We start from the raw sequence: 14,565 nt of genomic DNA, 5'->3' as shown, positions 1-14,565 counted from the left end.
CCGCCGCAGAAGTTCCGGAAACGGAAGGACTGCGGCGGTTTTCTTTTTGCGGTTTGTTGGATACATCTGCTTGTGAAAAACTCACAAATATATTAGTTCACATTTGGCAACCCAAAACCGAATGCGCACGCAAAACGACCGATTTTCGCACGCATCTTGCGAAATACGGTCACTCTGATAAAATAATGACAAAGAACTGAAAGCAAAAAAAAATCACTGTACCACAGCAAAAACAGGAGGAATCGGATGCGTAGTATTGCAAAGCTCATGAAGGACTGGCAGTTCACCGGCCCGAACGGCGTTACCACCGCCGTAGAGCTGCCCCATACATGGAACGCCCGGGACGGTCAGGACGGCGGCAACGATTACTGGCGGGGCTGCTGCACCTACTGCACCTGCTTTGCAGCACCGGTGTACGACCCGGCACAGCAACAGGTATGGCTGCAGTTCGAGGGCATCAACGCCAGTGCCGCCGTACTGCTGAACGGTCAGCAGCTCTGCACCCATGACGGCGGCTACTCCACCTTCCGGGCAGAGGTCACGGAACTGCTGCAGGCAGAAAACCAGCTCACGGTGCGGGTGGACAACAGCGTCAACGACCGCGTTTACCCCCAGAAAGCGGACTTCACCTTCTACGGCGGCATCTACCGGGATGTGAGCCTGCTGGTGGTGAACAAGAACCACATCGCACTGGGACACTTTGGCGATACCGGCGTGAAGATCACCCCGGCCCTGCAGGAGAACAGCGCCGACATCCGGGTGGAAACGCTGGTGGAAGGCAGCGGCACCGTGACGGTGGAGCTGCTGGACACCGAGGGCCGCACCGTTGCAAAGGGCGAAGGCGAAAATGCTTCCCTCCATCTGGATGCTCCCCACCTGTGGAACGGCGTCAAAGACCCCTACCTGTACACCTGCGTGGTTCGTCTGCTGCAGGACGGCCAGCCGGTGGACGAAGTGACCACCCGGGTGGGTCTGCGCAGCTTCTCTGTGGATGCTATGTGTGCAGCGTGCCCTTCTTCCTGCTCACCGTCCGCACCAGCCAGAAGGAAGGACAGAAGGCCAGCCTGATGAAGTACGTCAGCGTGGCACTGGTGTGCTATGTGGGCGTGCTGGTGCTGCTGCTGCTCTGGGGCCGCGGCGATGCCTTCACCCTGTCCATTCTGGGCGAGAATGGCCTTTCCATCAATCTGTACACCATCCTGTTCATTGCCTTCTTCGGCATCGGCTACGGTGCCTACTACGCCACCGCCGATATGCCCATCCCCATGGTGGCCGACTGCTCCGACTACGAGACCTACCGCAGCGGCAAGTATATCCCCGGCATCATGGGCACCCTGTTCAGTCTGGTGGACAAGCTGGTGTCCAGCCTGTCCGCCACCGTGGTGGGCATTGCGGTCAGCTTTGTGGGCCTGCAGAGCCTGCCCACCCAGTATGATCCCTACACCCCGGGCATGAACTGGGTGGTCATCGTGCTGTTCTGCATCATCCCCATGGTGGCATGGGCGGCTACCCTCATCGCCATGAAGGGCTACACCCTGACCGGTGCCAAGATGAAGGAGATTCAGGCCGTCAACGCCTGCCGCCGCGATGCAGTGGCCAAGGGCATGAAGCTGGAAGAGGCCATGGACAAGTGGCAGACCATGGATCAGCTGCCGGCGGAATACCGGAGCTGAGGCCCTGCCTGCCGGGTTGCAGCAGGTGGTGATGGACGATGCTGCCCACCCTGACCGACAGCCAGAAAAAGCTGTACGATAAGATCGCAGCTCTTGCCTGAACTGCTTTCATCCCTGATGCAAACCAGATGAAAAATCCGACGGGCCCCATCCCTTGACTTTGCCTTTGCGGAAGAGTATACTGCGGGGCAGTGAAATATTCGGCTATGACGAGAAAGAGTACCCGGAAAGAATGCCGCAGAGAGCTGCCGGATGGTGCAAGGCAGTGCAGGGCGTCCGTGGGAAGATCCTCTCCGAGCTTTCCGGCTGAATGGGCGGCATCTGCGCCCCAGTAAGCGGGAACGGCAGGCCCCCGTTATCACGGGCCGCGCATTGTTGGATGCGCACTGAGGGGCCGGGCTTTGCACCGGCAATAAGAGTGGTACCGCAGAGGAATTTTTACGCCTTTGTCTCTTACGAACCGTAAGGGGCAAAGGCGTTTTTATTTGCGGGAAAGCCATTTTCCGGATGTTTCATTGTCTTTGCATCCGCAAAAATAAAGTGTTCAGAAAAAAGGAGAGTTCATCATGAAAACACTGGAAAAAGTAAGCGACTTTGTGGGCAAGTACATGGCCGCCATCGTCATCGTGGTGGCGGCACTGGCCCTGTTCTTCCCGGGTACCTTCAGCGTGGTCAAGACCGCATGGGTCAACACCCTGCTGGGCATCGTCATGTTCGGCATGGGCCTTACCCTGAAGCCGGAGGACTTCAAGGTGGTGTTCAGCCGCCCGAAGGACGTCGTCATCGGCTGCATTGCACAGTTCACCCTGATGCCCTTTCTGGCATGGGCACTGACCCAGGTGTTCCACCTGCCCACCGAGCTGGCCATCGGCGTCATCCTCGTGGGCACCTGCCCCGGCGGCACCTCCTCCAACGTGATGACCTATCTGTCCAAGGGTGACGTTGCACTGTCCGTTGGCATGACCGCCGTTTCCACCGTGCTGGCTCCATTCCTTACCCCGCTGCTCACCCTGCTGTATGCCGGTCAGCGTGTGGATGTGAACCCCATGAACATGTTCCTGTCCATCGTCAAGGTGGTGCTGGTGCCCATCGCACTGGGCTTTGTGGTCAACCACTTCTTCCATGCCTTTACCCAGAACGCCGTCCGCGTGCTGCCGCTGGTCTCCACCACTGCCATCGTGCTCATCATCTGCGCCGTTGTGTCCGCAAACTCCGCCAAGATCATGACCAGCGGCCTGCTGATCCTTGCTGTGGTCATCCTGCACAACCTGCTGGGCTACCTCACCGGCTTTGGCGTGGGCAAGCTGCTGAAGCTGGATTCCACCAAGTGCCGTGCAATTTCCATCGAGGTCGGTATGCAGAACTCGGGCCTTGCCACCTCTCTGGCCGCTGCCCACTTTGCACAGTATCCGCTGGCGACCATCCCCGGCGCTGTGTTCTCGGTGTGGCATAACATTTCCGGTGCCATCCTCGCCAACTTCTTTGCCCGCACCGCAGAGAAGAAGGACTGATCTTTCATAAAGCAGCAGGACCCCCGGCAGAGCATTGCGTTCTGCCGGGGGTCCTGCTGTATTTTTTTGAAAAGCCGCTGTAACACTGGTTATTTTCACCAGAAAATGTTATAATTTTCGGTAGACAGACTGCGCTTTTGCTGCGCAGCAGATGCAGGTTTTATAATGAATAGTACGGAGGGTTAAGCGTATGATCATCCAGAGCAAGAAGGTATGGCTTGCCGACCAGTTTGTGCCGGCTGCATTGGAGCTGGAGCAGGGCCGGATCACCGGCATCTTCCCCTATGGGGAAAAGCAGACCGATGTGGACTACGGCTCCAAGCGCATCGTTCCCGGCTTTATGGACATCCACTGCCATGGTGCCTATGAGTTCGACACCAACGACGCAAAGCCGGAGGGCCTGCGCTACTGGGCCAAGCATATCGTCTCCGAGGGCGTGACCAGCTTTCTGGCCACTACCGTCACCCAGAGCGTGGAGGTGCTGACCAATGCCGTGGCCAATGTGGCCGACGTGATGGAGAGCGGCTACGAGGGTGCCGAGATCCTTGGCATCCACTTTGAGGGCCCCTACCTCGATATGAAGTACAAGGGCGCACAGCCGCCGGAGTACATTGCAAAGCCCAGCGTGGAGCAGTTCAAGCACTATCAGGAGGCCGCCCGCGGCCACATCCGTTATGTGACCCTTGCACCTGAGCACGACGAAGGCTTTGCCCTGACCCACTACCTGACCGAGCACGGCGTGGTGGTCAGCATCGGCCACAGCGCCGCCACCTACGAGCAGGCTGTGATGGCATGGGCCAACGGTGCCCGCTCCATGACCCATGTCTACAACGGCATGTCCCCCTTTGCCCACCGTGCAAACGGTCTGGTGGGCGCAGCCTACCGCATCCGCACCATGTACGGTGAGATCATCTGCGACGGTTGCCACTCCACCCCGGCTGCCCTGAACAACTACTTTATGAGCAAGGGCCCGGACTACGCCATCATGATCTCGGACGCACTGATGGCAAAGGGCACCCCCATCGGCAGCGAGTATATCTTTGGCGGCAACCATATCACCATCTACCCGGACGGCAGCGCGCATCTGGACAACGGCACGCTGGCCGGTTCCACCCTGAACATCAACAAGGGCCTGCGCATCCTTGTGGAAGAAGCCATGGTGCCCTTCAACTACGCACTGAACGCCTGCACCATCAACCCGGCCCGCTGCCTGCATCTGGATGACCGCAAGGGTTCCATTCAGGTGGGCAAGGACGCCGACCTTGTGGTGCTGGACGACAACTACGATGTGCTGCAGACCTACTGCATGGGCAAAGCCCAGCTGTAAGTGCCCGGCCAACACGAACAAAGGATGTGGAAACCGCTATGATCCAAATCGCATTCTGCGACGACGACCAGACTGTTCTGGATCAGCTGTCTGCCCTGCTGGAAAAATACCGCACTCAGCGCTGCATCCAGATCCAGTGCACAGCATTCCGCAGTCCGCTGGATCTGCTGGCCGAGATCGAAAAGGGTGTGCGGTATGATATCCTGTTTCTGGATGTCATCATGCCGGCTGAAAACGGCATTACCGTCGCCAAGGAGATCCGCCAGTACGACACTGCAGTCGAGATCATTTTTCTCACCTCTTCCACCGAGTTTGCGGTGGAATCCTATATGGTGGGTGCCTACTTCTATCAGCTCAAGCCCATCTGGGAGGAAAGTTTTTTCCGACTGACCGACTCGGTCATTGCCGAGTGCCGCCGGGCCGACCAGCGCAGTCTGGTGCTGCGGTGCAAGACCGGCATTTCCCGCGTCGAGCTGGATCGGCTGCTGTACTGCGAGGTGCTGGGCCGCACCCTGCTGTTCCACCTTTCAGACGGCGGCGTTCTGGAGAGCACCGGCAGCATGGACGAGCTGGCCCGGCAGCTGGCCCCCTATGAGATCTTTCTGCGCCCGCACCGCTCGTTCCTTGTCAACATGGAATATGTCCAGAACATTTCCAGCCGGGCCGTCACCCTGACCAATCTGGTGCAGATCCCCATTCCCCACGGCAAATCCTCCGACATCCGCCGGCAGTATCTGGAATACGCCTTCCGCCGAAAGCAGGTGATGCTGTGAGCAGCCTCCTGACGGAAGCTCTTTCCCTGTGCAACCTTGCCGCGGTGGGCATTTTCGGCATCGTGCTGTCTGCCGCCTTCTGTGAGATCGAATGGACCCGCCGCCACAAACTCCTGCTTGTGGGATGCACCATCCTGATGCTGGCGCTGCAGGGCGTGGTCAGCCTGCGCTGGGGCACCGGCCTTGCCCGGTATCTCTACCCGCTCATCACCCATCTGCCGCTGTGGCTGCTGCTGGCCGCCATGACCCGCCGTGCGCTATGGCCGCTGGTATCCGTGCTGACAGCCTATCTGTGCTGCCAGCTGCGGCGCTGGGCCGCGCTGCTGGTCATTGCGCTGTTCCCGGCGGGCGGCACCGTACTGCAGGACGCCACCGAGCTGATCGTCACCCTGCCGATCCTTCTGGTGCTGATCCGCTGGATCGCACCGTCGGTGCGGGCGCTGTCCCGCTCCCCGCTTTTGCTGCAGCTGCAATTCGGCATGATCCCGCTGCTGAGCTATCTCTTTGACTACTTTACCCGCATCTACACCGACCTGCTTTCCAGCGGCAACCAGGCGGCGGTGGAGTTCATGCCCTTTGTGTGCAGTCTGGCCTATCTGGGCTTTGTGCTGCACACTACACAGGAGCAGCAGCTGCGCAGCCAGCTGGAACAGACCCGAAACAGCCTGAACCTGCAGGTGGCTCAGGCCGTGCGTGAGATCGAAGCCATGCGGGAGAGCCAGCGCAAGGCCAGCACCTACCGCCACGACCTGCGCCATCATCTGCAGTATCTTTCCGCCTGCATCGAGAACGGCCGCACGGAAGCCGCACAGGAGTACATCCACAGTGTGTGTGCCGAGATCGAAGCCAGCAAGGTAAATGTTTACTGCGAGAACGAGGCTGCCAATCTCATCCTCTCCTCCTTTGCTGCCCGCGCACAGCACGATGGCATCGATTTTCGGGTCCATGCAGCCATCCCGCTGGTGCTGCCGCTGCCGGACAGCGATCTGTGCGTGCTGTTTTCCAACGCGCTGGAAAACGCCCTGCACGCCGGGCAGCGCCAGAAGCAGGCCGGAAAGCCCGCTGTTGTGGAGACCACCGCCTACGAAAAGAACGGCAGGCTGTTTGTGCAGATCGCGAACTCCTGCTCTTTCCCGGTCCAGTTCGACGCGCAGGGCGTTCCAACCACCAGCCAGCCCGGCCACGGCCTTGGCGTGCGCAGCATCTGCGCCATTGTGGAGCAATACGGCGGCATGTACAGCTTTGCCCGGCAGCAGGATCAGTTCGTGCTGCGCATTTCCCTGTAAAAGGTCGATTCAATGCATTTTATGGGCGGTTCATGCCAAATACCCTTCTGCCGCACATTTTGTGTTATAGTAAGCTCAGACGACTGTACTGCCGCCCGATTTTACTTCTTTGAAGGGAGGTCTCCTGTATGATATACGTACTCATCCCATTGCTGCTTCTGCTTGCAGTCTGGGTCGGCGCAGTATATCGCCGTCTCCGTGAACTGGACGATAACATCAAAATTGCCATGGAACAGATCGGCCTGCAGCTTTCCTCCCGCTTCCGCGCACTGGAAGCGCTTCTGGAACTGCTCCGGAGCTATGGCCCTTCGGCCCAGCTGGTGCTGCCGCCGCCCTCCATCCATGCGCTTTCCACACCGGCACAGGTGCTGGAACAGGAACAGCGGCTTGCGCAGGCCATGAGCTATGTGACCGCCGTGGCCGAGAGCCGCCCGGCCATCAAGGCAGACAAGACCTACCAGCGCTGCATCGAAGCGGCCAACTGCTACAACCGCATGATCTATACCAGCAGCCTGATCTACAACGATTCGGTCACACGGTTCAACAACACCCTGAAACAAAAGCATTTTGCCCCGCTGGCCGGGCTTCTGGGCTTTGCCCCGCGGGAATATCTGCAGTTTGCACCGGACGCCCCGGTGGTCTGCTCTGCCCAGCCCACCCCGCCCACTCAACCGCCCACTCAACCGCCCACTCAAAAAGAACCCGCCTGAGATCGTTCCGGCTGTGAGCCCACAAAAACAAAAACAAAAGCAAGTGCCGCACTCTTTTCAAAAACCAGCGTTTTTGATGGAGATGTGTGCACTTGCTTTTTTATGTCGTTTGGTCTTTCAGCTGCCGTTCCTGCTGACCGGGCAAAATGTCCTGTCTATTCACGCAGCTTATGGGAAGCAGCTTCTTATTTATTCGTGATCCGGTTGAAGCGCTGCCTGTCCTCTTCGTCCTTCTTCGGCTCCGGCTTATCCGCCGGGGTCAGACGCACTTCGGTCACGCGGCGCTTGGCCGTGCGGGTAACGACACCGTCGTACTCGCCCAGCGTGAACCGGTCGCCCACCTTGGGCAGATGGCAGGTTTTTTCCTGCACCAGACCGTTCACCGTATTGGAATCGATATCCTCATCCTCCGGCAGGCCCAGCCTCTCATACAGGTCGTCCACACCGGCACTGCCCAGCACGATCCAGCTGCCATCCGACTGCCTGCGGAAGTCCTCGGTCGCTTCGTCGTGCTCGTCCCAAATCTCGCCTACCAGCTCTTCCAGAATATCTTCCAGCGTGATGATGCCCTCGGTGCCGCCGTACTCGTCCACCACCACCGCCATGTGATGGTGCTGCTCGCGCAGGGTGCGCAGCAGCTGGGAGATCTGGGTGGAGCCGGTGGTATAAAGGGTGGGCTTCACAAGGTCTTCCAGCGTTGTATCCTTGCGCAGACGGCCAAGGTAAAAGTCCTTTTCATGTACCACACCAATGATGTTGTCAATGGTGCCGTGGTAGACGGGCAGACGGGAATATCCCGATTCCGCAAAGGTATCGGCCACCTCATCCAGCGAGAGGTCGTCCTCCACCGCGATCACATCCACGCGGGGCGTGAGGATCTCCTCCACCTCCACATCGTCGAACTCAATGGCGCTGCGGATAAGCTGGCTTTCCCGGTCGGTCAGCTCGCCGTCGTTCTCGGCCTCGCTGACCATGGTCATCAGCTCACCCTCAGTGATGGTGTCCTCCTCGGTGCTGTGGATGAAATGCCCCAGCAGGCGCTTCCACTGGGTGAACAGCCAGGTCAGCGGGGTGAACAGGATCAGCAGCAGGTTCAAAAAGGGCGAAACCGCTGTGGCAACTGTCTCCGGCATCTCCTTTGCAAGGCTCTTGGGAGTCACCTCGCCAAAGATCAGCACCACAATGGTCAGCACGAAGGTGGACACCGTCGCGCCCCGCTCCGGGTCCAGCAGGCGGGTGAACAGCACTGTGCCAATGGATGCTGCGGCAATGTTGACGATATTGTTGCCGATGAGGATGGTGGAGAGCAGCTTGTCGTACTTTTCCGACATGGCCAGCACGCGGGCTGCTGCTGAATCGCCGTCCTCAGCACGGCTTTTCAGGCGGATCTGGTTCAGGGAAGAAAATGCGGTCTCAGAGGCGGAGAAAAAGGCGGAAAATGCCACCAGAATGATCAACGCCGCCAAAAGCGTAATACTGCCATCGTCCATAAAAAGGGAAATCACACTCAACTTTCTGTTTTTTTATTAAAGAACAGACTCCCTCAGTCTGCTTCGCAGCCAGCTCCCTCAAAGAGGGAGCCTTGCCGCGCGATGACGGAAGGAGTTCTTTCCGTATACAAAAATGTGCTCCCCATCGTTGCTGTTCCGCGATGAAAAGCACATCAATGTTATTTGTAATCATACCATATTCTGTACGGTGGTGCAAGCTTTCTGGCCGCAAAGTCCGTACAAAACAGGTAAAATCCGCGTTATCGCAGGGTCAAAGCGCCATTCTCGCAGTCTACCGTCAGGGTGTTGCCCTCGGTATAGCTGCCCTGAATGATGGCCTTGGCGATCAGGGTCTCCACGCGGCTCTGGATGAACCGCTTGATGGGACGTGCACCATAGACGCTGTCGTAGGCAGAATCGATGATGAAGTCCTTGGCGGCGGTGGTGACCTCCAGCTTGAGGTGCTTGCCCTCCTCCATGCGCTTGCGCAGATCCTGCAGCTGCAGATCCACGATCTTGCGCATCTCGTCCTTGGTCAGGCTCTTGTAGTAGACGATCTCATCCAGACGGTTCAGGAATTCGGGGCGGAACTTGCTCTTCAGCAGCTGGTCGATCTGGTGCTTTGCTTCCTCGCTCAGCTCGTTGGAGCCGTTGGCACGGCGCTGCTCCAGATCGTTCAGGATGATGTCGCTGCCCAGATTGGAGGTGAGGATGATGACCGTGTTCTTGAAGTCCACGGTGCGGCCCTGACTGTCGGTGATGCGGCCATCGTCCAGCACCTGCAGCAGGATGTTGAACACATCGGGATGGGCTTTTTCCACCTCATCGAACAGCACCACACTGTAGGGCTTGCGGCGCACAGCCTCGGTCAGCTGGCCGCCCTCTTCGTAACCGACGTATCCCGGAGGCGCGCCGATCAGACGGCTGACGCTGAACTTCTCCATATACTCGGTCATATCGATTCGCACCATGTTGCGCTCGTCGTCAAACAGTGCCTGTGCCAGTGCCTTGGCCAGCTCGGTCTTGCCCACGCCGGTGGGGCCGAGGAACAGGAAGCTGCCGATGGGGCGGTTGGGGTTGGCGATACCGGCGCGGCTGCGCAGGATGGCCTCGCTCACCTTGGTCACAGCCTCGTCCTGACCGATGACCCGCTGGTGCAGCACATCGTCCAGATGCAGCAGCTTCTCGCGCTCACCCTCCACCAGCTTCTCCACCGGGATGCCGGTCCAGCGGGCCACGATGCGGGCGATCTCCTCGTCGGTCACGCGGTCACGCAGCAGGCTGTCCTCTTTCTTGGCGGCGGCGATCTTCTCTTCCTCTTCCAGCTGTTTCTGCAGCTGCGGCAGCTTGCCGTATTTCAGCTCAGCAGCCTTGTTCAGGTCGTACTCACGCTGAGCCTTTTCAATGTCGGCATTGGTCTGCTCGATCTGCTCACGCAGGGATTGCACCTTGCCGATGGCGTTCTTCTCGTTCTCCCACTTTGCCTTCATGCTGCGGAACTTGTCCTGCAGCTCGGCCAGCTCCTTTTCCAGATCCTTCAGGCGGCTCTGGCTCAGGGCGTCGGTCTCCTTTTTCAGGCTCACCTGCTCGATCTGCAGCTGGGTGATGCGGTGGGCCAGATCGTCCATCTCGCTGGGCATGCTGTCCATCTCGGTCTTGATCATGGCACAGGCTTCATCCACAAGGTCGATGGCCTTATCCGGCAGGAAACGATCGGTGATATAGCGGTCGGACAGGGTGGCAGCGGCGATCAGGGCGCTGTCGTTGATCTTGACGCCGTGGAACACCTCGTACCGTTCCTTCAGGCCACGCAGGATGGAGATGGTGTCCTCCACGGTGGGTTCATCCACCTGTACCGGCTGGAAGCGGCGCTCCAGAGCGGGGTCTTTCTCGATATACTGGCGGTACTCGTCCAGCGTGGTAGCACCGATGCAGTGCAGCTCGCCCCGGGCCAGCATGGGCTTGAGCAGGTTGCCCGCGTCCATGGCGCCGTCTGTCTTGCCGGCGCCCACGATGGTGTGCAGCTCATCGATGAAGAGGATGATCTTGCCCTCGCTCTTCTTCACCTCGTTCAGCACGCTCTTCAGGCGCTCCTCGAACTCGCCGCGGTACTTTGCACCGGCCACCAGAGCGCCCATGTCCAGACTGAACACGATGCGGTCCTTCAGGTTTTCGGGCACATCGCCGCGCACGATACGCTGTGCAAGACCCTCTGCAATGGCGGTCTTGCCGACGCCGGGCTCACCGATCAGGCAGGGGTTGTTCTTGGTCTTACGGGACAGGATGCGGATCACGTTGCGGATCTCCTGATCGCGGCCAATGACGGGGTCCAGCTTCTGCTTGCGGGCAAGGTCTACCAGATCCTGACCGTATTTCTGCAGGGCATTGTAGGTATCCTCCGGGTTGTCATTGGTGACGCGCTGGTTGCCGCGCACTGCTGTGAGCTGCTGCAGGAACTTATCCTTGGTGATGCCAAAGGCGCGGAACAGTTCTGCCGTGTTCTGATCCTGCTCATTCAGCAGGCCCAGAAACACATGCTCTACGCTGACATAGTCGTCCTTCATGGCCTTTGCCTCGCGGGCTGCGGCGCTGAGCACCTTATCGGTGGCCTGCGAGATATAGACCTTGTCGGGGTCACGGCCGGAGCCGGACACCCGGGGCAGAGTCGAAAGCTTTTCGGCCACGGCGGCAGAAAAGCTGCCGGGGTCCACGTTCATCTTTTGCAGCAGCTGCGGGATCAGGCCCTGCTCCTGCGAAGCCAGTGCGTGCAGCAGATGTTCGGGTTCCAGCTGGTTATGCTGATACTCCACAGCCAGCTGCTGCGCTGCCTGCAGAGCTTCCAGCGTTTTCTGCGTATATTGATTGGTATTCATAAAGTCAAGCCTCCATTCATACCGGAAGGTTTATTTTAGCGGACATGACAGCCGTTTGCTAAAATCCCGGCGCAGAGATGCTGCCAAACGGGAAGCAGCAGCTATTCTTCAGTTGTTTCACGGTTTCGTGCACCTCCTGCCGAACTGGTTTTGCTTGTTTTAGCACTCTATCTGTTCGACTGCTAAAACTATACTCCTGTTTTCCCACTTTGTCAATAGGGTTCATAAAAAGTTTGCAAATCACAATTTTCCCATTCAAAAGAATCTGCCACGGTCAGTGGGTCGGGAGTTTCTCTGAGGACCGTCCGCTGGGGTGGGACCCTGTTGCCGCAAGGCAATAGGGCGGGCGATGGAATGGCCCGACTCGTGTCCGAAGAGAAAGCTGCCGACACGCGGGCCGATTCTACGATAGCAGTTTTATGTAAAAAAGTAAGGCACCGTACAGCTTTTTAGCCATACGGTGCCGTTCTTATTTTATAATGGTATCAGCCCTGCTTTTTCCAGCGGCGCATTACGCCCATGCCCAGCGCATAGGGGCCGGTGTGCACGGCAATGGTGCAGCCGATCTGCAGCAGGCCCACTTCGCACTGTGCGCCGGGGTACTTTGCACGCAGAGCCGCGCGCGTCTGCATCCACAGGCGCTTGCCCTCGTCGGCATCGTAGCCGTAGCCTACGGTGATGCGGTAGTCGTCCGGGGTGCCGCCGTGGGCATCCAGATAGTTCATCAGCTGGTCCAGTGCTTTTTCAAAGCTCTTCTGGCGTCCGCGGGCCACGCCGCCGGAGAAGATCTCGCCATCCTTGAACAGGATCATCGGCTTGATGCCCAGCATGTTGGCTGCACGGCCCGTCACCTTGCCGATGCGGCCGCCCTTGATGAGATAGTCCAGATTGCCTACCGTGAAGAAGATCTGGTTGGTGGCCTTCTCTGCTTCCAGCCATGTCACGGTCTCGTCCAGCGAGCAACCTGCGTCCCGCATGGCCACGGCGTTTTCCACCATGGTGGACTCGGTAACGGTAGCTGCCGCGCTGTCAATGACCTCAATGCGGGCATCGGGGAAATCTTCCAGCACCAGATCCCGGGCATTGCGGGCGCTGCCCACGCAGCCGCTCATCTTGCTGGTAAACACCAGACACAGCACAGCCCGGCCCGCCTCAGCATGGGCACGGAAGATCTGTTCAAAGTCCTCGATGGAGGCAAGGCTGGTCTTGGGGTAGGCCGAGGGGTTGTCCACCATGAACTGGTAAAAATCCCGCACGGCGATCTCGGTGCCCTCCTTGCGGTAGTGCTCGCCGTCCAGCGAGACGTAGAAGGGCACGACCTCAACACCAAGCTGCCGGGCCGTATCCGGCGTCAGGTCGCATGCGCTGTCGGTAATGATATCAAACATCTGTGACGCTTCCTTTTCTGCAACATTCGGGGCTGCCGGGAACATCAGACGCGATGGATGTAAGCCTCACGCTCGGCACCCACCGAGATATAGGTGATCTTGCAGCCAACAGCCTTTTCCAGATATTCCACATAGTCCTGCGCTTCCTTGGGCAGGTCTTCCCACTTGCGGGCCGCGGTGATATCGCAGTGCCAGCCGGGCAGGTACTCCACCACGGGCTGTGCGGTATCCAGAGCTTCACCCATGGGGAAGCGGGTAGTGGTGCTGCCGTCGGTCAGCTTATAAGCGGTGACCATGGGGATCTTTTCCATGTAGTCCAGCACGTCCAGCAGGGTCAGAGCAACTTCATCGCAGCCCTGGCAGAACACGCCGTAGCGGCTTGCCACCAGATCGATGGGGCCCACGCGGCGGGGACGGCCGGTGGCTGCGCCGTACTCGTGGCCAGCCTCACGCAGGTCGTGCTTTTCCTCTTCGGTCATTGCCAGCTCGGCAGCGAAGGGGCCGTCGCCCACGCAGGAGGAGTAAGCCTTCATGACGCCGATGGAGTTGTGCAGCTTGTGGCCCGGGATGCCTGCGCCGATGGGAGCGTAGGCACCGATGACATTGGAAGAGGTGGTGTAGGGGTAGATGCCGAAATCGATGTCGCGCAGAGCGCCCAGCTGTGCCTCAAACAGCACCTTCTTGCCCTCGGCGTCGGCATCGGCCAGATACTGGCCCACATCGCAGATGTAGTCCTTGAAGATGGCGGCATACTTTTCGAGCCATGCCCACATCTCATCCACGCTGATGGGAGCGGCGTTGTAGCTGCCCTCCATCACCAGATTCTTGGAGTCCACCATGGTGACCAGGCGCTTCTTCACCGCGTCGTCCAGATGCAGCAGGTCGCCCATGCGCAGGGTCTTCTTCATGTACTTATCACCGTAAGCGTAGGCAATGCCGCGCTTGGTGGAGCCGAACTGTGCGCCGGTCTTGGACAGACGGGCTTCTTCCAGACCATCCTGCTCCACATGGTAGGGCATGGTGATGGTTGCACGGTCGGAGATCTTCAGGTTTGCCGGGCTGATCTCAACGCCCTGCTCCCGCAGCTTGTTGATCTCGCCATCCAGATGATGCGGGTCGATGACCATACCGTTGCCCATGACGCAGACGACATTGGGGCGCAGGATGCCGGAGGGCAGCAGGTTCAGCACGAACTTGCCGCGCTCGTTCTTCACCGTGTGACCGGCGTTGTTGCCGCCCTGATAGCGTGCAACGATGTCATACTCCTGGCTGATGAGGTCGACCATGCGGCCCTTGCCTTCATCGCCCCAGTTGATACCCGTAATTGCAGTAAGCATAATAAATGACCTCTTTATCATTTTTTCAAAAGACAGCCTTTTCCGTGCACCTTGCCCGGGATACGCCACCTTGGGAAAGCGCACCGGCGCATCATGCACGCACCAATGCTAGTATAGTATAGCACAGTTTCCCGCGCAAAAAAAGAGGAAAGCGCAGCTTTGAGCTGCGTTTTCCTCCAAAAAAGTGCGCGTAAAAT

12 protein-coding genes and 1 other annotated feature are annotated in these 14,565 nt (G+C 58.7%); of the genes, 8 read left to right on the top strand and 4 right to left on the bottom strand.

Annotated elements, in window-relative coordinates; genetic code table 11:
• The first annotated feature begins 246 nt into the window (after window positions 1–246).
• The 8 genes from ACKXF9_RS04405 (at window position 247) to ACKXF9_RS04370 (ending at window position 7,479) form a co-directional block, all read left to right on the top strand.
• Complete coding sequence (locus ACKXF9_RS04405; RefSeq protein WP_418265417.1) at window positions 247–1,068, top strand: glycoside hydrolase family 2 protein; 822 nt, start codon at window positions 247–249, stop codon at window positions 1,066–1,068.
• Window positions 1,068–1,673, top strand: coding sequence for an MFS transporter (locus tag ACKXF9_RS04400; protein WP_348584500.1), 606 nt, complete (start codon window positions 1,068–1,070; stop codon window positions 1,671–1,673). The genes ACKXF9_RS04405 and ACKXF9_RS04400 overlap by 1 nt, the downstream gene beginning before the upstream one ends.
• Window positions 1,674–1,870: 197 nt before the next feature.
• Window positions 1,871–2,124 (top strand) — a binding site (T-box leader).
• A 115-nt stretch (window positions 2,125–2,239) separates the two neighbouring features.
• Window positions 2,240–3,184 carry a bile acid:sodium symporter family protein gene (locus ACKXF9_RS04395; RefSeq protein ID WP_249237946.1) on the top strand — a complete coding sequence of 315 codons (945 nt, stop codon included), beginning with the start codon at window positions 2,240–2,242 and terminating at the stop codon, window positions 3,182–3,184.
• A 190-nt stretch (window positions 3,185–3,374) separates the two neighbouring features.
• Window positions 3,375–4,511: an N-acetylglucosamine-6-phosphate deacetylase gene (gene nagA, locus ACKXF9_RS04390; RefSeq protein ID WP_418265416.1), complete on the top strand. Its 1,137-nt coding sequence runs from the start codon at window positions 3,375–3,377 to the stop codon at window positions 4,509–4,511.
• A gap of 38 nt (window positions 4,512–4,549) precedes the next feature.
• Complete coding sequence (locus ACKXF9_RS04385) at window positions 4,550–5,284, top strand: LytR/AlgR family response regulator transcription factor (RefSeq protein WP_418265415.1); 735 nt, start codon at window positions 4,550–4,552, stop codon at window positions 5,282–5,284.
• On the top strand, window positions 5,281–6,570 hold the full coding sequence (locus ACKXF9_RS04380) for a sensor histidine kinase (RefSeq protein ID WP_418265414.1): 1,290 nt from the start codon (window positions 5,281–5,283) through the stop codon (window positions 6,568–6,570). Before ACKXF9_RS04385 ends, ACKXF9_RS04380 begins: the two co-directional genes overlap by 4 nt.
• A gap of 128 nt (window positions 6,571–6,698) precedes the next feature.
• A complete protein-coding gene (locus ACKXF9_RS04375; protein WP_418265413.1) occupies window positions 6,699–7,280 on the top strand; it encodes a LemA family protein in 582 nt (193 codons plus the stop codon).
• A 13-nt stretch (window positions 7,281–7,293) separates the two neighbouring features.
• Window positions 7,294–7,479 carry a hypothetical protein gene (locus tag ACKXF9_RS04370; protein WP_418265412.1) on the top strand — a complete coding sequence of 62 codons (186 nt, stop codon included), beginning with the start codon at window positions 7,294–7,296 and terminating at the stop codon, window positions 7,477–7,479.
• On the opposite strand, the gene ACKXF9_RS04365 is transcribed toward ACKXF9_RS04370, so the two are convergent.
• From ACKXF9_RS04365 to ACKXF9_RS04350, 4 genes are all read right to left on the bottom strand, one after another.
• Window positions 7,466–8,770: an HlyC/CorC family transporter gene (locus tag ACKXF9_RS04365; protein WP_418265411.1), complete on the bottom strand. Its 1,305-nt coding sequence runs from the start codon at window positions 8,768–8,770 to the stop codon at window positions 7,466–7,468. The two genes, ACKXF9_RS04370 and ACKXF9_RS04365, sit on opposite strands and share 14 nt — an antisense overlap.
• Before the next feature lie 260 nt (window positions 8,771–9,030).
• Window positions 9,031–11,643 carry an ATP-dependent chaperone ClpB gene (clpB, locus tag ACKXF9_RS04360; RefSeq protein WP_418265410.1) on the bottom strand — a complete coding sequence of 871 codons (2,613 nt, stop codon included), beginning with the start codon at window positions 11,641–11,643 and terminating at the stop codon, window positions 9,031–9,033.
• Between the two features lie 485 nt (window positions 11,644–12,128).
• Entirely contained in the window at window positions 12,129–13,031 is a 903-nt protein-coding gene (locus tag ACKXF9_RS04355) for a DegV family protein (protein ID WP_418265409.1), read from the bottom strand.
• A gap of 44 nt (window positions 13,032–13,075) precedes the next feature.
• The gene (locus ACKXF9_RS04350; RefSeq protein WP_418265408.1) at window positions 13,076–14,368 is read right to left on the bottom strand and encodes an adenylosuccinate synthase; all 1,293 of its coding nucleotides are present in this window, start codon (window positions 14,366–14,368) and stop codon (window positions 13,076–13,078) included.
• Window positions 14,369–14,565 lie beyond the last annotated feature (197 nt).

Source organism: Faecalibacterium sp. 9 (assembly GCF_048320955.1).
In the GTDB taxonomy this organism is placed as follows: Bacteria; Bacillota; Clostridia; order Oscillospirales; family Ruminococcaceae; genus Faecalibacterium; species Faecalibacterium wellingii.
Note: the sequence above shows the minus strand (reverse complement) of the source record. Positions and strands in the feature narration are given on the sequence as shown.

What these genes read in the sequence shown, in the direction of transcription:
- ACKXF9_RS04405 (WP_418265417.1), top strand. Translation starts at nt 247, where the DNA reads ATGCGTAGTATTGCAAAGCTCATGAAGGACTGGCAGTTCACCGGCCCG.
- ACKXF9_RS04400 (WP_348584500.1), top strand. Translation starts at nt 1,068, where the DNA reads ATGAAGTACGTCAGCGTGGCACTGGTGTGCTATGTGGGCGTGCTGGTG.
- ACKXF9_RS04395 (WP_249237946.1), top strand. Translation starts at nt 2,240, where the DNA reads ATGAAAACACTGGAAAAAGTAAGCGACTTTGTGGGCAAGTACATGGCC.
- nagA (WP_418265416.1), top strand. Translation starts at nt 3,375, where the DNA reads ATGATCATCCAGAGCAAGAAGGTATGGCTTGCCGACCAGTTTGTGCCG.
- ACKXF9_RS04385 (WP_418265415.1), top strand. Translation starts at nt 4,550, where the DNA reads ATGATCCAAATCGCATTCTGCGACGACGACCAGACTGTTCTGGATCAG.
- ACKXF9_RS04375 (WP_418265413.1), top strand. Translation starts at nt 6,699, where the DNA reads ATGATATACGTACTCATCCCATTGCTGCTTCTGCTTGCAGTCTGGGTC.
- ACKXF9_RS04365 (WP_418265411.1), bottom strand. Translation starts at nt 8,770, where the DNA reads ATGGACGATGGCAGTATTACGCTTTTGGCGGCGTTGATCATTCTGGTG.
- clpB (WP_418265410.1), bottom strand. Translation starts at nt 11,643, where the DNA reads ATGAATACCAATCAATATACGCAGAAAACGCTGGAAGCTCTGCAGGCA.
- ACKXF9_RS04355 (WP_418265409.1), bottom strand. Translation starts at nt 13,031, where the DNA reads ATGTTTGATATCATTACCGACAGCGCATGCGACCTGACGCCGGATACG.
- ACKXF9_RS04350 (WP_418265408.1), bottom strand. Translation starts at nt 14,368, where the DNA reads ATGCTTACTGCAATTACGGGTATCAACTGGGGCGATGAAGGCAAGGGC.